The 17,229-nt window shown below is 53.8% G+C and carries 17 protein-coding genes; 13 read left to right on the plus strand and 4 right to left on the minus strand.

The features are described from left to right. Positions 1 to 48 precede the first annotated feature (48 nt). Entirely contained in the window at positions 49 to 294 is a 246-nt protein-coding gene (gene yjdI / locus M4I31_RS04365; RefSeq protein ID WP_160955400.1) for a 4Fe-4S mono-cluster protein YjdI, read from the plus strand. Between the two features lie 11 nt (positions 295 to 305). Further along, positions 306 to 578, plus strand: a complete 273-nt coding sequence (locus tag M4I31_RS04370; RefSeq protein WP_003033869.1) for a GNAT family N-acetyltransferase — start codon at positions 306 to 308, stop codon at positions 576 to 578. Positions 579 to 613: 35 nt separating this feature from the next. On the opposite strand, the gene M4I31_RS04375 is transcribed toward M4I31_RS04370, so the two are convergent. Further along, entirely contained in the window at positions 614 to 1,543 is a 930-nt protein-coding gene (locus tag M4I31_RS04375; protein WP_038633395.1) for a LysR substrate-binding domain-containing protein, read from the minus strand. 391 nt (positions 1,544 to 1,934) lie between these two features. Here M4I31_RS04375 and M4I31_RS04380 point away from each other — a divergent pair, with 391 nt between their 5' ends. From M4I31_RS04380 to M4I31_RS04410, 7 genes are all read left to right on the plus strand, one after another. Beyond that, complete coding sequence (locus M4I31_RS04380) at positions 1,935 to 2,540, plus strand: ankyrin repeat domain-containing protein (RefSeq protein ID WP_085048781.1); 606 nt, start codon at positions 1,935 to 1,937, stop codon at positions 2,538 to 2,540. 126 nt (positions 2,541 to 2,666) lie between these two features. Continuing rightward, a complete protein-coding gene (locus tag M4I31_RS04385; RefSeq protein ID WP_139815578.1) occupies positions 2,667 to 3,455 on the plus strand; it encodes a DUF2877 domain-containing protein in 789 nt (262 codons plus the stop codon). After that, positions 3,433 to 4,980, plus strand: a complete 1,548-nt coding sequence (fdrA, locus tag M4I31_RS04390) for an acyl-CoA synthetase FdrA (protein WP_085048783.1) — start codon at positions 3,433 to 3,435, stop codon at positions 4,978 to 4,980. The genes M4I31_RS04385 and fdrA overlap by 23 nt, the downstream gene beginning before the upstream one ends. Further along, positions 4,980 to 6,398: a DUF1116 domain-containing protein gene (locus M4I31_RS04395; protein WP_085048784.1), complete on the plus strand. Its 1,419-nt coding sequence runs from the start codon at positions 4,980 to 4,982 to the stop codon at positions 6,396 to 6,398. The genes fdrA and M4I31_RS04395 overlap by 1 nt, the downstream gene beginning before the upstream one ends. A 117-nt stretch (positions 6,399 to 6,515) precedes the next feature. Continuing rightward, the gene (locus M4I31_RS04400) at positions 6,516 to 8,066 is read left to right on the plus strand and encodes a hypothetical protein (protein WP_038633383.1); all 1,551 of its coding nucleotides are present in this window, start codon (positions 6,516 to 6,518) and stop codon (positions 8,064 to 8,066) included. A gap of 26 nt (positions 8,067 to 8,092) precedes the next feature. Further along, entirely contained in the window at positions 8,093 to 9,043 is a 951-nt protein-coding gene (locus tag M4I31_RS04405; RefSeq protein ID WP_085048785.1) for a carbamate kinase family protein, read from the plus strand. 12 nt (positions 9,044 to 9,055) lie between these two features. Next, positions 9,056 to 10,438, plus strand: a complete 1,383-nt coding sequence (locus M4I31_RS04410; protein WP_085048786.1) for an amidohydrolase family protein — start codon at positions 9,056 to 9,058, stop codon at positions 10,436 to 10,438. A 45-nt stretch (positions 10,439 to 10,483) separates the two neighbouring features. On the opposite strand, the gene M4I31_RS04415 is transcribed toward M4I31_RS04410, so the two are convergent. Beyond that, positions 10,484 to 11,365 carry a nickel/cobalt efflux protein RcnA gene (locus M4I31_RS04415; RefSeq protein ID WP_085048787.1) on the minus strand — a complete coding sequence of 294 codons (882 nt, stop codon included), beginning with the start codon at positions 11,363 to 11,365 and terminating at the stop codon, positions 10,484 to 10,486. A 120-nt stretch (positions 11,366 to 11,485) separates the two neighbouring features. Here M4I31_RS04415 and rcnR point away from each other — a divergent pair, with 120 nt between their 5' ends. Beyond that, the gene (rcnR, locus tag M4I31_RS04420; protein WP_003825567.1) at positions 11,486 to 11,758 is read left to right on the plus strand and encodes a Ni(II)/Co(II)-binding transcriptional repressor RcnR; all 273 of its coding nucleotides are present in this window, start codon (positions 11,486 to 11,488) and stop codon (positions 11,756 to 11,758) included. Between the two features lie 50 nt (positions 11,759 to 11,808). Here the strand turns inward: rcnR and M4I31_RS04425 are convergent, their stop codons facing one another. Continuing rightward, positions 11,809 to 13,038, minus strand: coding sequence for an amino acid permease (locus tag M4I31_RS04425; protein ID WP_038633372.1), 1,230 nt, complete (start codon positions 13,036 to 13,038; stop codon positions 11,809 to 11,811). Positions 13,039 to 13,180: 142 nt separating this feature from the next. Beyond that, on the minus strand, positions 13,181 to 13,636 hold the full coding sequence (locus M4I31_RS04430) for a multidrug/biocide efflux PACE transporter (RefSeq protein WP_085048788.1): 456 nt from the start codon (positions 13,634 to 13,636) through the stop codon (positions 13,181 to 13,183). Between the two features lie 101 nt (positions 13,637 to 13,737). On the opposite strand from M4I31_RS04430, the gene M4I31_RS04435 reads away from it, so the two are divergent. The 3 genes from M4I31_RS04435 (at position 13,738) to kduI (ending at position 17,218) form a co-directional block, all read left to right on the plus strand. After that, a complete protein-coding gene (locus M4I31_RS04435; protein ID WP_069324839.1) occupies positions 13,738 to 14,622 on the plus strand; it encodes a LysR family transcriptional regulator in 885 nt (294 codons plus the stop codon). 102 nt (positions 14,623 to 14,724) lie between these two features. After that, the gene (locus M4I31_RS04440; protein WP_006686936.1) at positions 14,725 to 15,903 is read left to right on the plus strand and encodes an acetyl-CoA C-acetyltransferase; all 1,179 of its coding nucleotides are present in this window, start codon (positions 14,725 to 14,727) and stop codon (positions 15,901 to 15,903) included. A gap of 478 nt (positions 15,904 to 16,381) precedes the next feature. Continuing rightward, on the plus strand, positions 16,382 to 17,218 hold the full coding sequence (gene kduI, locus M4I31_RS04445) for a 5-dehydro-4-deoxy-D-glucuronate isomerase (protein WP_042310807.1): 837 nt from the start codon (positions 16,382 to 16,384) through the stop codon (positions 17,216 to 17,218). Positions 17,219 to 17,229: the final 11 nt, after the last annotated feature.

The raw sequence follows: 17,229 nt of genomic DNA on the forward strand, positions 1-17,229 counted from the left end.
ACTTCCTTCAGCCTCGCATCGGTCTATGATTAGACTCAGACAATAAAAATGCGAGGTAATGTCGTGGAAAAGGAACTACTGGAGGCAGGTTACCGGGCCTATACCGGCGAGAAGATTGACGTCTACTTCAACACGGCGATATGTCAGCATTCAGGAAACTGCGTGCGGGGAAGCGCGAAGCTTTTCAATCTGAAACGCAAACCCTGGATAATCCCCGATGAAGTGGATGTCGCGACGGTTATTAAGGTCATCGATACCTGTCCAAGCGGTGCGCTGAAATATCGCCAGAAATAAGTGAGGGAACCATGGAAATTCTTGCAGGCCACAACAAATTTTATGTCAACGATGCTGAAGGCAATCAGGTTGCCGAGATTGTCTTTGTGCCGACGGGCGAGCACCTGAGCATCATTGAACATACCGATGTTGACCCCAGTCTGAAAGGTCAGGGCGTCGGCAAACAGCTGGTGGCGAAGGTGGTGGAGAAAATGCGCGCTGAAAATCGCAAAGTGATTCCGCTGTGTCCGTTTGCCAAACATGAATTTGATAAAACCCGCGAGTACGACGATATTCGCGCCTGAAGTCTGATTTCCGCCGGATAGCCTTATCCGGCATATCACTCCCGATGCAACAAATCCTGATAAATGCCCGTCAGTACCCCTTGCGGGCCAAACTCTTTTTTAATCCACTGAGTGACTCGACCGGTTGCCGAATGCTGGGTTGCCAGCAGCATCCGTGAATCCTGACGCGGATTGTGGATCTGTCGCGTGACCAGCAGCGACTTTTCCATTGCTTCGCGTACCATATAATCCGGTAAAAAACCGATGCCTTCGCCCAGAATTTGGCACTGACATTTGGTATTAAAATCTGGAACCAGAATCGACTCCTGGCCGTGTAACAGCCACCCGACCTTTTTGTTAATGGTGTGGGCGGTGTCTTCCACCATAATGTTCGGATACAAACGCAACTGGCTCTCAGAAATCGGTTCAGGCATAAAAGCCAACGGATGATCCGGGGCAATGGCAAACGACCAGCGAATAGCGCCGATCTCGGTATAATCAATCCCGCCGCCGTCCAGTAACGTATCGGGCGCGCCAATGGCGATATTGGCAAGATTGTTGATGATCGAATCCCAGACGCCGTTATAGACCTCGGTGGTGACGGTTATCTGGCAGGTAGGGAACTGTTTCTTGAGTACCTGCAGTAGCCGCGCCGTATGCTGTGGGGTGTACAACAACTGGTTAATACAGATGCGCACCCGGGCTTCAATACCCTGAGCGATGGTATCAATGCTGCGCTTAATCGCGTGGAAGTCGTTGAGCAGGTCGGAGGCCTTGCGAAACAGATAGCGACCAGACTCGGTCAACTCAATGCTTCGGGTGCTACGCGTAAACAGCACCACATCGAGCCCCATCTCCATGCGTTTAATGGTGTAGCTAATAGCCGATGTGGTTAAGCCCAGCTCCTCCGCAGCCTTGCTGAAGCTGCTGTAGCGGGCAGCCATGGTAAATGCCAGCAGATTTTCCTCGGTAAAAATGGAATTCATCTTTTCTCCTCTCAGGCTACCAACACGCCCCGCCGCATAATGATTGTTGAATGTATTTGTAATCCTTATACAGAGCAATCAGTTTTGAACAGAATTTAACACTAGTTTTACATTTGATTTGAAGGCAATCACACTTCTGCATATTAATTGCAGGCCGCTATCCGCGCAGCATACCGCTTGTTTTACCCGACTATTCATGAGTGGCAAAAAACGCCCCAGCCATAAGGGAAAGATTGCACTACAGCACGCTTTGCTCTCATTGTTAAATTTTATTCAATAATTGACGCGCTTACGATGAATGAAATTTAAGCGGATGTTATTCTCTACACTCTGTTGCTATTCTCAGCTTATCGGATATTTAGAAAGTCTAAAAAACTGCAGGAGAGCAATTATGTCAGAGAAAGAACTCATTACTGAATTTCTGCTGGCGGCAGAACAAGGTAATACCGATGGATTAAAATCCTGTCTGGCAAAAAATGTGGATATTAATGCCACGAACCGCCAGGGACGTACCGCCATTATTATTGCCAGCCTGAATAAGCATTATGACTGTGTTTCTTTATTGATTGCCGCCGGTGCCGATATTAATAAACAGGACCAAACCTGTTTTAATCCTTTCCTGATTAGCTGCCTGACGAACGATTTAACGCTGCTGCGTACCGTATTACCTGCTAACCCCGACCTTAACTGCCTGAGTCGTTTTGGCGGCGTAGGCATTACGCCAGCCAGTGAAAAAGGTCATGTGGAGATCGTGCGCGAGCTGCTGCTGCGTACCGATATCAATGTCAACCATACCAACTTCGTGGGCTGGACGCCGCTTCTGGAAGCCATTGTGCTTAATGATGGCGGCGCGAAGCAGCAAGAGATCGTCAAGCTGCTACTTGACCATGGCGCAAACCCACATATGACGGATAAATACGGTAAAACCCCGCTGGAACTGGCGCGGGAGAAAGGTTATCACGAAATTGCCGAGCTGCTGATTGCCGCCGGAGCCTGACAGAGGAGCGCCGCTATCGCTACGCCATCACGGCGATGCGTACAGGCGCTAACCGCAGATAGCGCGTTTCTCGCTTTCCGGGGGACGGGGCAAGTTGAACAGGTTTTTTCCCGCGCGGTGAACCTGTTGATACCTGACCAGCAGCGACTGTTGACGTTGCTGAGTGAAGGTTGTGATAACGCGCCTAATAGCTGTCGGCTGGCGCTGACGCATTGCGCGGACCTGTTTCTCCCCGGTGAGCAGGTCAGATTTACCGAGTCGGGGATAGCCGTTGGCAAAGATAAATGGATAGAGACCTCTGGTTGCCTGCCGTGGCGCATACCACAGTGGACGGCAGATACAGTAACCCTCGCCGCAGTCCGCTGGCAGCGCTGGGAAGAGGTAATCCGCCAACAGTTAAGCAGCGACGACACATTATTTTTGTATCAGGGGGACAACCCGTTTTATCAGGAAATCACCCGTCAGTTACTCAACCGCCGACAGACACTAATAGCGGCGCTATATACGGGAGTAAATATTTCAACAGCGGCCAGCCATTTAATTGGTCTGGGAATTGGCCTGACGCCATCATCCGATGATTATTTAGTGGGCTTAAGTGCCATTTTATTAATCCCAGGACATCCGCTGGAGAAATATCGTGGGGATTTTTTAGCGGCATTACAATGCGCCGGAAATAATACGACGCTACTTAGCAAAATAACGCTCGAAGAAGCTTTGCATCAACGTTATCGGGAAAGCGTCGTGCGGCTGCTGCAGCATATTATTACTGAGCAACAACCCGTTTCTACGCAATATATTACTGACATTAAAAATATCGGCTCAAGTTCTGGCTGCGACATGCTGTATGGCATGGCGGACGCCTGCGCCCTGAGCCACAGGTCCGGAGGGAATTATGTCGATCAGGATAGTTGTTAAAAAGAACACGTATTTTGATTCCGTTTCACTGATGTCTATCTCCACACGCGCCAATAAGCTCGATGGCGTTGAGCAGGCATTCGTGGCGATGGCTACGGAAATGAACAAGGGCGTGCTGAAGAATCTCGGCCTGCTGACGCCTGAACTGGAAGAGGCGAAAAGTGGCGACCTGATGATTGTCATTAAAGGCGCCAGCGAGGCGGCGAACGACCAGACATTGGTCGCAATTGAAGATCTGTTTACGCATAAAGAGCAGGGCGGCCAGCATGAAGCGCGCTATGCCACGCTCGCCAGCGCGAAAAAGCATGTTCCTGACAGCAATCTGGCGGTGATCTCGGTCAACGGTTTGTTTGCGGCGCGTGAAGCGCGTCAGGCGCTGCAAAATAACCTCAATGTGATGCTGTTCTCTGACAACGTTTCTCTTGAGGATGAACTGGCGCTAAAACAGCTGGCGCACGAAAAGGGGCTGTTGATGATGGGGCCAGACTGCGGAACCGCCATTATTAACGGCGCGGCGCTGTGCTTTGGCAACGCGGTACGTCGCGGCAACATTGGGATTGTGGGCGCATCCGGCACTGGCAGCCAGGAACTGAGCGTGCGCATTCATGAATTTGGCGGCGGGATTTCCCAACTGATTGGCACCGGTGGTCGCGATCTGAGTGAGAAGATTGGCGGCCTGATGATGCTTGATGCGATTGGCATGCTGGAAGCCGATCCGCAAACCGAAATCATTGCGCTTATCTCTAAACCTCCTGCCCCAGCGGTGGCGCGCAAGGTGCTGGAGCGTGCGCGCGCCTGCCAAAAGCCAGTCGTGGTGTGCTTCCTCGGACGCGAAGCCGCGCCTGCGGATGAACAAGGTCTGCAGTTTGCACGCGGTACCAAAGAAGCGGCGCTGAAAGCGGTGCTGCTGACCGGCGTGAAAAAAGAGAGCCTGGACCTGCATCCGCTCAACTGGCCGCTGATTGAAGAGGTCCGCGCCCGCCTGACCCCACAGCAAAAGTACATCCGTGGCTTATTCTGCGGCGGCACGTTGTGTGATGAGGCGATGTTTGCCGCCATGGAAAAACACGCGCAGGTTTACAGCAACATTCACCCCGATCCGGCGTTCCGCCTGAAAGATCTCAACCGCAGCGTGGCGCATACCTTCCTTGATTTCGGTGATGACGATTTTACCAACGGTAAACCACACCCGATGATCGATCCCACCAACCGTATCAGTCGTCTGCTGCAGGAGGCGCGCGATCCTGAAGTGGGCGTGATCGTGATGGATTTCGTGCTTGGATTTGGATCGCATGAAGATCCGGTCGGGGTGATGTTGGACGCGATCGTTGAAGCCAAAGCGATCGCCGCCGCAGAGGGTCGTCCTCTGGAAATCCTCGGCTATGTGCTGGGAACCGATCTCGATACGCCGTCGCTGGAAAAACAGTGCCAGATGCTGACCGATGCCGGGGTTATCTGGGCGAGCAGTAGTACCAACACCGGATTGCTGGCGCGTGAATTTATCTGTAAAGGGGAGGAAGCCTGATGAGCCAGACACTGTTTAACCAGCCGCTGAACGTGATTAACGTCGGCATCGCGATGTTCAGCGATGACCTGAAAAAGCAGAACGTACCGGTAACCCAGCTTGACTGGACGCCGCCGGGCCAGGGCAACATGCAGGTGGTCGCGGCGCTGGACGACATTGCTGATTCGCCGCTGGCGGACAAAATCGTGGCCGCTAACCAGCAGGCGCTGGAGCGCATCATCCAGTCGCATCCGGTGCTGATTGGTTATGACCAGGCCATCAACGTGGTGCCGGGCATGACCCGCAACACCATTTTGCACGCCGGCCCGCCGATCCGCTGGGAAAAAATGTGCGGCGCGATGAAGGGCGCGGTAACCGGGGCGCTGGTGTTTGAAGGGCTGGCGAAAGATCTGGATGAAGCCGCCGAACTGGCCGCCTCGGGGGAAATCATCTTCTCTCCGTGCCACGAGCATGACTGTGTTGGCTCGATGGCGGGTGTGACGTCGGCGTCGATGTTTATGCACATCGTGGAGAACAAAACCTACGGCAACCGCGCATATACCAATATGAGCGAGCAGATGGCGAAGATCCTGCGCATGGGGGCGAACGATCAGAGCGTTATCGATCGCCTGAACTGGATGCGCGATGTGATGGGACCGATGCTGCGTGATGCCATGAAACTGGCGGGCGAAATCGATCTGCGTCTGATGCTGGCGCAGGCGTTGCACATGGGCGATGAATGCCATAACCGTAACAACGCCGGGACGGCGCTACTGATTCAGGCGCTAACGCCGTGGATCATCCAGACCGGTTATCCGGTTGAGCAGCAGCGCGAGGTATTCGAGTTCGTCCTCAGCAGTGATTACTTCTCCGGGCCGACCTGGATGGCGATGTGTAAAGCCGCGATGGACGCCGCACACGGCATTGAATACAGCACCGTGGTCACGACGATGGCGCGTAACGGCGTCGAGTTCGGTCTGCGCGTCAGCGGGTTGCCGGGGCAATGGTTTACCGGTCCGGCGCAGCAGGTGATTGGCCCAATGTTCGCGGGCTATAAGCCGGAAGATTCCGGGCGCGATATTGGCGATAGCGCGATTACCGAAACCTATGGCATTGGCGGTTTTGCCATGGCGACGGCGCCTGCCATTGTGGCGCTGGTCGGCGGTACGGTCGAGGAGGCGGTCGATTTCTCTCGCCAGATGCGCGAAATCACCCTCGGTGAAAACCCCAACGTTACCATTCCGCTGCTCGGTTTTATGGGCGTACCGACTGCTATCGACATTACGCGCGTGGGCAGCACCGGCATTTTGCCAGTGATCAACACCGCCATTGCGCACAAAGATGCGGGGATCGGCATGATCGGCGCCGGAATCGTTCACCCGCCGTTCGCCTGTTTTGAAAAGGCGATCCTCAACTGGCGTGACCGCTACTGCAAATAACAACAACCGGGGCTAACGGCGTTAGCCCCACAGTAGCAAAGCGCAAAACGTTGCTTACCTGCAGGGCTGGGCGATCTCCGCGATCGCAAACGATGCTTAACCTGTTAAGGATATTCCATGAACAGCATAAAACTAGAATGGAAACGTGGTGACTGGGCGGCTTACTTTGGGCTGATGACCAACAACCTGACGAACCTGCTGACAATGATGGGGCTGCTCATTTTTGTCGTCGGGATCCCAACCGAAATAGTCTATGGCCGCATTGCGCCTGCCTTTGGCCTGGCGGTGCTGGTGGCCAGCGTCTGCTACGCCTGGTTTGGCCTGCAAATGGCAAAACATACCGGACGTAATGACGTAACGGCGCTGCCGTCCGGGCCGAGCGCACCGTCGATCTTTACCGTGACCTTCCTGGTGCTGATGCCGGTTTATCAGCAAACCAAAGATGCCAACTTCGCCATCCAGATTGCGCTGGTATGGTGCTTTGTGGAAGCGTTAATCCTGGTGGGCGGCTCCTTCCTGGGCGAGACCATCCGCAAGATGATCCCACGAACGGTACTGCTCTCTTGTTTATCCGGCCTGGGCCTGCTGCTGTTGGCGATGAACCCAATGCTGCAGGCATTTGAAGCGCCAACCGTTTCTTTCATCGTCCTGCTGCTGATCTTTATTAACTGGTTCGGTAAGAAGCCGATTTTTGCCCGTATTCCTACCGGTTTGCTGCTGCTGATTGCCGGGACGGCCCTGGCGTGGATCTCGGGTTTGCAAAGCCCGGAAGCGATTAAAGCGTCGATGTCTTCTTTTGGCTTTAACCCGCCGGAAATTCATGTCGACAGCTTCCTGCAAGGGCTGCCGCACGCGCTGCCGTATCTGGCGTCTGCGGTGCCTCTGGGTCTGGCGAACTACATTTTTGACCTCGAAAACATAGAAAGCGCGCACGCCGCAGGCGATGAGTACAACACCCGTAAGGTCATGATGGCGAACGGTTTTGCCTCCATGCTCGGTTGCATGCTGGGCAACCCGTTCCCGGTGACCGTGTATGTCGGCCATGCAGGCTGGAAGGCGATGGGCGCCAGCATTGGTTACACCCTCGCTTCAGGCATCACCATGTTCCTGGTACCGCTGTTTGGTCTGGGCGCGTTTATGCTCGCCATTATTCCGATGACCGCGATAGTGCCGATTTTGGTGTTTATCGGCGTGGTGACCGCCAACCAGGTGGTGCGAGAAACGCCCAAAGTCGAGGTTCCCGTTATCTTCATCTGTCTGTTCCCGTGGATCGCTAACTGGGCGCTAACCATCGTTAATAGCGTGATGGGCGCGGCCGGTACGTCAGCCGGTAAGCTCGGTAGCGACCTGCTGCACAGCAAAGGCGTCTATTACGACGGGCTGGTGCATCTGGGAAGCGGCGCGCCGCTGGCCAGCATGCTGTGGGGCTGTGTCGCCATCTTCGCCATTATGAATAAGCCACTGCGTGGGGCGATTGCCGCCGCCTTTGGCGCACTGCTGTCGCTGTTTGGTGTGATCCACTCCCCGGCGGTCGGCTTTGCAGAGGGCAGCTCAATGATGTTTGTGCTGGCCTACCTGATGATGAGCGGCATGTTTGTCCTCAAGCATGTGCTCGACAGCCGTGAAGCGGTGACTGCGCCTGAGCAGCAACCGACAAAATCCACCTGAATCGCCTGCAAGCGGAAGATGACACTATGAAAGAACTTGTGGTCGTTGCCATTGGCGGCAACAGCATTATCAAAGATAACGCCAGCCAGTCGATTGCGCACCAGGCTGAAGCGGTGAAAGCGGTGGCGGATACGGTGCTGGAGATGCTGGCATCGGACTACAACATTGTGCTGACGCACGGTAACGGACCGCAGGTGGGGCTGGATCTGCGACGGGCGGAAATCGCGCATGAGCGTGAAGGTTTGCCGTTGACCCCGTTGGCAAACTGTGTCGCCGATACCCAGGGCGGCATCGGTTATCTGATCCAACAAGCGCTGAACAATCGTCTGGCGCGGCGCGGCGAGCAGAAAGCGGTCACCGTGGTGACCCAGGTGGAGGTCGATAAAAACGATCCGGGCTTCGCGAATCCAACCAAACCTATCGGTGCGTTCTTTAACGCAGCCCAGCGCGATGAACTGCTGCGGGTCAATCCCGGCTGGCGCTTTGTGGAGGATTCCGGGCGCGGCTACCGTCGGGTGGTCGCTTCGCCAGAGCCGAAGCGCATCGTCGAAGCGGAGGCGATTAAGGCGCTAACCCGGCAAGGCTTTGTGGTGATTGGCGCGGGCGGCGGCGGGATCCCGGTGGTGCGTGGTGAGCAAGGTGATTACCAGAGCGTGGACGCGGTGATTGATAAAGATCTTTCCACAGCGCTGCTGGCGCAGGAGATTCACGCCGACATTCTGGTGATCACCACCGGTGTTGAGAAAGTGTGTATTCACTTTGGCAAACCTGAGCAGCAGGCGCTGGATAAGGTGGATGTCGCCACGATGACCCGCTATATGCAGGAAGGACATTTCCCGCCGGGCAGCATGCTACCCAAAATCGTTGCCAGCCTGACATTCCTGGCACGCGGAGGTAAGCGGGTAATCATCACCACGCCGGAATGTCTGCCCGCCGCACTCCGCGGCGAAACGGGTACCCACATTGTCCATTCCTGAGAGGAGATGCGAATGAAAGAAAGTAACAGCCGCCGCGAATTTTTAAGCCAGAGCGGAAAAATGGTGACCGCTGCCGCACTGTTTGGCGCGGTGGCCCCGGTCGCGTATGCTGCTAATCCTGTCGGGAACACCTGCGGGTCGAAGAGCACAATGACGATTAACGATAAACACTATTACCTGGATAACGTCCTGCTGGAAGCCGGGTTCGGGTACGAAAATTCGGTGGCAGTCCATACCCGTACCGCGCTGCAAACCATCGAAATCCAGGACGGAAAAATCGTTGCGTTGCGCGAGAATAAGCAGCATCCGGATGCGACGCTACCGCACTACGATGCGGGCGGCAAGCTGATGCTGCCCGCTATGCGCGACATGCACATCCACCTGGATAAAACCTTTTATGGCGGTCCGTGGCGCTCACTGAACCGTCCGGCTGGCACCACTATTCAGGATATGATCCGCCTGGAGCAAAAGCTGCTGCCTGAACTCCAGCCTTACACCCAGGAACGCGCGGAAAAGCTTATCGATTTGCTGCAATCCAAAGGTACCTCGATTGCTCGCAGCCATTGCAACATCGAACCGGTTTCCGGGCTGAAAAACCTGGAAAACTTGCAGGCGGTGTTGGCGCGTCGTCAGCCGGGTTTTGCCTGTGAAATCGTGGCATTTCCGCAGCATGGCCTGCTGTTATCAAAATCTGAACCGCTGATGCGTGAAGCGATGCAAGCGGGGGCGCATTACGTTGGCGGTCTGGACCCAACCAGCGTGGACGGGGCGATGGAAAAATCCCTCGACACTATGTTCCAGATTGCGCTGGATTACGATAAAGGCGTGGATATTCATCTGCACGAAACCAGCCCGGCGGGCGTGGCGGCGGTGAATTACATGGTGGAAACGGTAGAGAAAACGCCGCAGTTGAAGGGCAAACTGACCATCAGCCACGCTTTCGCGCTGGCAACGCTGAACGAACAGCAGGTTGACGCGCTGGCGACTCGTATGGCGGCTCAGCAGATTACCATTGCCTCGACGGTGCCGATTGGCACGCTGCATATGCCGCTCAAACAACTGCGTGACAAAGGCGTGGAGGTGATTACCGGGACCGACAGCGTGATTGACCACTGGTCGCCGTACGGGCTGGGAGACATGCTGGAGAAGGCGAATCTGTACGCGCAGCTCTATATTCGCCCCAACGAGCTTAACCTGTCGCGCGCGCTGTTTCTTGCCACCGGCGATGTGCTGCCGCTAAACGATAAAGGCGAACGCGTGTGGCCGAAAGCGCAGGATGAAGCCAGTTTTGTGCTGGTGGATGCTTCCTGTTCGGCAGAAGCGGTTGCCCGCATCTCCCCCCGCACCGCGACCTTCCATAAAGGACAACTGGTGTGGGGGGATGTCGCAAGCTAGTCTGGATTTACGCGCAGCGGCAACTGCTGCTGCGCACTCTGCTCGTTAACCGACGATCCCCATATAGCCGTGAATGCCCATATATAAGCCGACCATCGCAATGAGCGCACTGGAAAAATAAGGCGCTTTGCGTGCCAGCGTATTAAATCCACTCCAGCGTTTGGCCGCCTGCTGTACGCTGATTGCTGCGCCCACACCCACCGTCACCAGCGTCAATGCCAGTCCGAGGCTGAAGCACAGCACCATAGTCGCGCCCAGCGTGAAGGCTTTGAGCTGGATGCATATCAGCAGCACCGTAATGGCGGCTGGGCACGGGATAAGCCCGCCGGTCAGGCCGAACAGTAATATTTGGCCGTTGGTGACCTCTTTGCCCGCAAAGCGGCGCTGAATATCAGTGGCATGCGCCCGTTCGTGGGCATCCTGATACTCTTTTGAACCCTCGCTCAGCCCTGCCAGCGCGGCATGGTCATGATCGTGTTCGTGGTGATGATGGTGATGATCATCATCGTGGTCATGATGGTGGTGGCGATGATGATGATCGTCATGATCATGGTGATGCTCGTGATGCGTCCGGGCCAGCCAGTTCTGCTCTCCCTGCCAGGTGCGCCAGAACATCCAGAATGCAGTGCCGAGAATAATAATCGCCGAGACAAACTGCAGCCAGGGCTCAACGGCCTGGGCGGTAAACGCTTTGCTGATATACATCCCGCCCAGTGCTATCAACCACACCACGGCGGTATGCGAGAGTGTAGCCGCCAGCCCCAGCATCACCGCCTGTTTGATGGTGCCTTTAATGGCAATAATAAAGGCCGCCATCATCGTTTTCGAATGTCCCGGTTCCAGACCGTGTAACACACCCAATAAAATCGCGCTGGGAATGAAAAACCAGGCATTGCCTTGCTGAAGAAGTGTAGAAAACTCACCCATGAGAATGATTCTTAGTTGTTTAATTTTGCCCGATTCTACTCCCCCCTAGTATGAAATACTACCCCCCAGTAGAATGTCGATGGTATTGTCGCTACGGCAAGACGTTAAAAAGGTAAAGCTATGTCACATACGATCCGCGACAAACAAAAGCTGAAAGCCCGAACCAGCAAGATTCAGGGGCAGGTAGCGGCGTTGAAAACCATGCTGGATGAACCGCATGAATGCGCGGCAGTATTGCAGCAAATCGCGGCGATCCGCGGTGCGGTAAACGGGTTAATGCGTGAGGTGATTAAGGGGCATCTGACCGAGCACATCGTGCATCAGGGCGATGAAATAAAGCGTGAAGAAGATTTGGATGTGGTCCTGAAAGTACTGGATTCGTATATCAAATAAGTCAGTTGAACGGCTCATCCATATACTGGAATGAGCCGTTAACTAACGTTCTAGCCAAAAAACATCACAGATACACACAGCAACCCGACAATCAGAGTGATCAGATTACCCACTGAACGGTACGGCTTTAACGCCGGTATCAGATAAGTGGAGAGAGTCGGCATGATAAACAAAATCATGGCGATGAGTGGCCCGCTAATAGCGTAAATCATTGAAATCGCATTAGGATTAATGCAGCAGACGATAAACGTAATGGCCGAAACTAACATAATGGACAGGGCGCGGTTAAAAGCCCGGCTTTTCTTCACGCCCACCTGATGCAGCGATGTTTTTACCACTTCTGTTGCCCCTTCAATCACGCCAAAGTAGGTGCCAAGGAACGATTTTGACATCGCCACAACGGCGACAATAATCCCGGAAATCGACAGCCATGCCGGTGCGTTTGGCATCATCGATAACGCTGACAGAATGGTCACGCCTTCATTTTTCGCGTCTTCGATATAGTTTGTTGGAATCGAAAGCAAACAGCTGAAGACAAAAAACAGTACGCTCAGGCAGATGATGACGTAGGCGACCTTCATGATTTTTTTGCATTTACCCATGGCCTGCTCGCCGTATTTCTCACGTCGGTCAATGGCGAACGTTGAGATAATTGGCGTATGGCTAAAAGCGAAAACCATCACGGGAATAGAGATCCAAACCTGATGAAGCGTGTGCTGATCGAAAGACATCTGGCCGGTGAGTAGCGTTGGCTGCCAGCTTCCGGTCAGGTAAAGCGAAAGGAACAAAAAGTAAGCAATCAGTGGGAATACCAGAAAGCCCATAACCCGAATGGTGGCTTGTCGGCCCATCAGAAAAATCAGGTTCAGCACCAGCACCACGCCGAGACTCACCAGCACGCGAACACGCAAATCGATGGCGATATGTTTTGCCAGCTGTTCGGTGAGTGAATTGGTTATCGCCACGGCGTAGATCAGCACGACGACAAAGAAGGCAATAAAATAGAGAGTGGTGATCAGGTTACCGATCTTCTTGCCGTAGTAATGGGTGACTGCACCGGTGATGCCTTCGCCTGCTGACGTTTTTGACGACAGGATAAACTGGCACAGCGCCTTGTGTGGCCAGTAGGTTAAAGGCCAGGCCACGAGGGCGGTGATAAACAGCACCACCGCGCCTGCAGAACCCAGCTGTATGGGGAGGAAGAGGGTTCCTGCGCCGACGGCAGTCCCATATAGTGCGAAGCTCCAGAGAGTCTCTTCTTTTGACCAAATTTTCGACATTATTTGAACGTATCAACTATAAAATAAACAAAAAGAAGCGCAATTTACCACAAATGAGAGGGGCTGGGGGAAGTGTGAACAAGCGGGCTGGTGAATGGATGAATAGGCGGAATCAAGATAATTCCGACTATTTATTGAATTATCAGGCAGTAACGCGCTGCTGGCGGCGCTTCATCATGCGCTCGCGTAATGTGTCATACGCCCAGTTATAGAACATGGTGTACGGCAGGAAGAACAGGAAGAAACCTATTTCCAACGTGAATGCCTGAAGCAGGCTGACGTTCAACACATAGGCCACGATGCTCACCCCGATCACAATAAACCCGCTCTCGAAGCCTAAGGCGTGAAAGGCGCGAACTTTAGCCGTACGTTTTACCCGATGCGACGGCCATAAGCGGTCAAACAGGGCGTTATAAATGATATTCCAGATCATCGCCGTGGTAGCCAGAATAATGGTCAGTCCGCCCATTTCCAGCACCGAACGCTGCATCAGCCACGCGGTAGTCGGCGCAAGGATCGCGGTGGCAATGCCTTCAAAACAAACGGCATGAAAAATTCGCTCTACTAACGAGCGGCGCTGGACTATATCGTGTTGCATAACCTAAAACCTTCTTTGATGCCCGGATAACGGAATGGTGGCAATTTTATCGTTTTATGTGATATCTAAAAGATAGTATCCATCGATAAAGTAGATAGTTCATGCGTTACTCTCCTGAAGCGTTAACGGCATTTGTAGAGACCGTTTCCTGCGGCTCATTTTCTGCGGCGGCCCGACGGCTGCGTAAAAGCCAGTCCACTATCAGTACGGCAATTGCGCATCTGGAAGCCGATCTCGGTTTTGCGTTGTTTGACCGATCCTCCCGTCAGCCAACGCTGACCGAAGAAGGTAAACGGGTGCTGGGCTATGTGCAGGCAATTTTGACGGCCAGCGAACGTCTCGATGAGGCGGCAATCTCGCTGTCGGGTGAGACGGAGGCGCGCCTGACCTTCGTGCTTTCGGACACGCTGCACCCGGATGTGCTGGAAGAACTGATGGTGCAGTTTGACCGCAAGTTTCCGCATACCGAGTTTGAATGTCTGATTGGTGAAGATGAAGACGTGATCGATCTGCTGCAAAAAGGGCGCGCGCAGGTCGGATTGATTGAGGCAAGAGAGGATTACCCGACCGACATGGGCGTGACGCGGCTGCCGATGCAATCCTGGATGGGGTTGTACGTTGCGGACTCGCATCCGCTGGCGAGTCAGGAAAAACTACAATGGGAACAACTCCACACCTGGCGCGAACTGCGCCTGAATACCTACCTGGAAAGCGGTACAAACGTGGCGCGCGGACCGGTCTGGTCAGCGCCTAACTATTTGTTGTTGCTGAGTATGGCGGTTCAGGGATTCGGTTGGTGCGCGCTCCCTTGTGCGCTGGTGGAGGAGTTTGCCGCGGAAAAACCGCTGGTTCAGCTACAGGTGCCCGGCTGGCCAAAGGCTATCTCTATCGATCTGTTGTGGAATAAGAAATCACCGCCTGGCGTGGCGGGAAGTTGGCTGCGCGACCATTTACAGCAGAGTGGCGTTCAGATGACCAATAAATGATACGAAATTCCTTTGTGATAAAAATCACCATTTTTAAACAACTTTGATAACTACTTTTAACAATCATCTACTATTGCGGTGTTATTTTGCGCTGAGGTAGTGATGAAAGAGGTTGTGATAGTCGGGGCGTTAAGGACACCGATCGGCTGCTTCCAGGGAACACTGGCGCGCCACTCTGCCGTTGAGTTAGGCAGCATGGTGGTCAGAGCGTTGCTGGAACGCACGGGCGTGGATGTTCACGCCGTGGATGAAGTGATCCTCGGGCAGGTGCTTACCGCAGGTGCCGGGCAGAACCCGGCCCGTCAGTCCGCCATCAATGGTGGGCTACCTAATACCGTTTCCGCCATCACCATTAACGATGTTTGCGGTTCGGGGCTGAAAGCGCTGCATCTGGCGACCCAGGCTATCCAGTGCGGTGAAGCTGACATTGTGATTGCTGGCGGGCAGGAGAATATGAGCCGTGCGCCGCATGTCCTTACCGATAGCCGCACTGGCGCACAACTGGGGAACAGTCAACTGGTCGACAGCCTGGTGCATGACGGTCTGTGGGATGCTTTCAACGATTATCATATGGGCGTCACTGCGGAAAACCTGGCGCGGGAATATGGCATTAGCCGTGAATTACAGGATGCCTACGCGCTGCACTCGCAACACAAGGCTCGGATGGCTATCGACGCCGGACGCTTTAAAGATGAAATCGTGCCGGTGGTGACCCAGCGTAATGGCCAATCATTCGTAGTGGATACCGATGAGCAACCGCGTACCGATGCCAGTGCGGAAGGGTTGGCGCGTCTGGATCCTACCTTCGACCGGCTCGGTTCGGTCACCGCGGGGAACGCCTCATCCATCAACGATGGCGCCGCCGCGGTGATGATGATGAGCGAGGCCAAGGCGCAGGAGCTGAATTTGCCGGTGCTGGCCCGCATTCGCGCGTTCGCCAGCGTCGGGGTCGATCCCGCACTGATGGGGATTGCGCCAGTGTATGCTACGCGCCGCTGCCTTGAGCGTGTGGGCTGGCAACTGGCTGATGTTGATCTGATCGAAGCCAACGAAGCGTTCGCCGCGCAGGCATTGTCCGTTGGGAAAATGCTGGAGTGGGATGAGCGGCGGGTAAATGTGAACGGCGGCGCTATTGCGCTTGGCCATCCGATTGGCGCATCGGGTTGTCGTATTCTGGTTTCGCTGGTGCATGAAATGGTGAAACGTCGGGCGCACAAAGGGCTGGCAACGCTGTGTATCGGCGGCGGTCAAGGGGTGGCGCTCGCTATCGAACGAGACTAACGATCTTAGATTTCCCTTCTTAAACGCCTTTTTTGTGTTACCCCGGCATCCATAAAAAAGCCCTCCAACAGGAGGGCAAGGCCAGTTACAGAAACATACACTCTAAACGCCGTCAATATATCAAAACATTGTTTCATTTCATGTGATTGACTGCGCACTTTGTCAGCAAAGGTGTGCGAACATCGTATGTGCCCGGCTGTATTTTCAATGTCTTATCCCTGCCACTCATGATTATCTCCTTTGTATTTTATCTATCTAATTGTTTTAAATGATTTTATTTGAATTGCTCCCGCGATTTATTTGCCGAGCGTGATCGCAATTACACTTTTGATAATAATATGCGGAAAAAGTGAAACAACGTTTCATTTGTAATTGAAAACCCTATCCGGGAGGGCTATCATGAGCGCATTAGATAAAACGGAACAGCGTTTTGCTATTCGTTAAAGTATTCACGGTCAATTTATCACTGGAGGTAAATGTGGACGTAAGACAAAGCATCCATAGTGCGCATGCAAAAACCCTCGACACTCAGGGGCTGCGTAATGAGTTTTTGGTCGAAGAAGTATTTGTCGCAGATGAATACACCATGGTTTACAGCCACATCGACCGTATTATTGTCGGCGGTATTATGCCTGTGGCCAAAACCGTCTCTGTGGGTGGCGAAGTCGGTAAACAACTGGGCGTAACCTATTTTCTCGAACGCCGTGAGCTGGGTGTGATTAACATCGGTGGTCCGGGCACGATTACCGTTGACGGTCAGTGCTATGAAATTGGTCATCGTGATGCGCTGTACGTCGGCAAAGGGGCAAAAGAAGTCGTGTTTGCCAGCGTTGATACGGCGAAACCGGCGAAGTTTTACTACAATTGCGCGCCGGCCCACACGACTTATCCAACCAAAAAAGTCACGCCTGCTGACGTTGCGCCAGTGACGCTGGGCGACAACCTCACCAGTAATCGTCGCACCATCAATAAATATTTTGTGCCGGATGTGCTGGAAACCTGCCAGTTGAGCATGGGCCTGACTGAACTGGCTCCGGGCAACCTGTGGAACACCATGCCCTGCCATACCCATGAACGCCGTATGGAAGTCTACTTCTACTTCAACATGGAAGAAGATACCTGCGTCTTCCACATGATGGGACAGCCCCAGGAAACGCGTCATATTGTGATGCACAACGAGCAGGCGGTGATTTCGCCGAGCTGGTCTATTCACTCAGGCGTTGGCACAAAAGCTTATACGTTCATTTGGGGCATGGTGGGTGAAAACCAGGTCTTTGATGATATGGACCATGTCGCCGTCAAAGATCTGCGCTAGTTACGGGCGAC

The sequence above is a fragment of the Citrobacter sp. XT1-2-2 genome (genome assembly GCF_023516235.1).
Lineage (GTDB): Bacteria > Pseudomonadota > Gammaproteobacteria > Enterobacterales > Enterobacteriaceae > Citrobacter > Citrobacter werkmanii.

Bases quoted from the DNA above. Each gene is read 5' to 3' on its own strand.
- yjdI (WP_160955400.1), top strand. From the start codon at position 49: ATGCGAGGTAATGTCGTGGAAAAGGAACTACTGGAGGCAGGTTACCGG.
- M4I31_RS04370 (WP_003033869.1), top strand. From the start codon at position 306: ATGGAAATTCTTGCAGGCCACAACAAATTTTATGTCAACGATGCTGAA.
- M4I31_RS04375 (WP_038633395.1), bottom strand. From the start codon at position 1,543: ATGAATTCCATTTTTACCGAGGAAAATCTGCTGGCATTTACCATGGCT.
- M4I31_RS04380 (WP_085048781.1), top strand. From the start codon at position 1,935: ATGTCAGAGAAAGAACTCATTACTGAATTTCTGCTGGCGGCAGAACAA.
- fdrA (WP_085048783.1), top strand. From the start codon at position 3,433: ATGTCGATCAGGATAGTTGTTAAAAAGAACACGTATTTTGATTCCGTT.
- M4I31_RS04395 (WP_085048784.1), top strand. From the start codon at position 4,980: ATGAGCCAGACACTGTTTAACCAGCCGCTGAACGTGATTAACGTCGGC.
- M4I31_RS04400 (WP_038633383.1), top strand. From the start codon at position 6,516: ATGAACAGCATAAAACTAGAATGGAAACGTGGTGACTGGGCGGCTTAC.
- M4I31_RS04405 (WP_085048785.1), top strand. From the start codon at position 8,093: ATGAAAGAACTTGTGGTCGTTGCCATTGGCGGCAACAGCATTATCAAA.
- M4I31_RS04410 (WP_085048786.1), top strand. From the start codon at position 9,056: ATGAAAGAAAGTAACAGCCGCCGCGAATTTTTAAGCCAGAGCGGAAAA.
- M4I31_RS04415 (WP_085048787.1), bottom strand. From the start codon at position 11,365: ATGGGTGAGTTTTCTACACTTCTTCAGCAAGGCAATGCCTGGTTTTTC.
- rcnR (WP_003825567.1), top strand. From the start codon at position 11,486: ATGTCACATACGATCCGCGACAAACAAAAGCTGAAAGCCCGAACCAGC.
- M4I31_RS04425 (WP_038633372.1), bottom strand. From the start codon at position 13,038: ATGTCGAAAATTTGGTCAAAAGAAGAGACTCTCTGGAGCTTCGCACTA.
- M4I31_RS04430 (WP_085048788.1), bottom strand. From the start codon at position 13,636: ATGCAACACGATATAGTCCAGCGCCGCTCGTTAGTAGAGCGAATTTTT.
- M4I31_RS04435 (WP_069324839.1), top strand. From the start codon at position 13,738: ATGCGTTACTCTCCTGAAGCGTTAACGGCATTTGTAGAGACCGTTTCC.
- M4I31_RS04440 (WP_006686936.1), top strand. From the start codon at position 14,725: ATGAAAGAGGTTGTGATAGTCGGGGCGTTAAGGACACCGATCGGCTGC.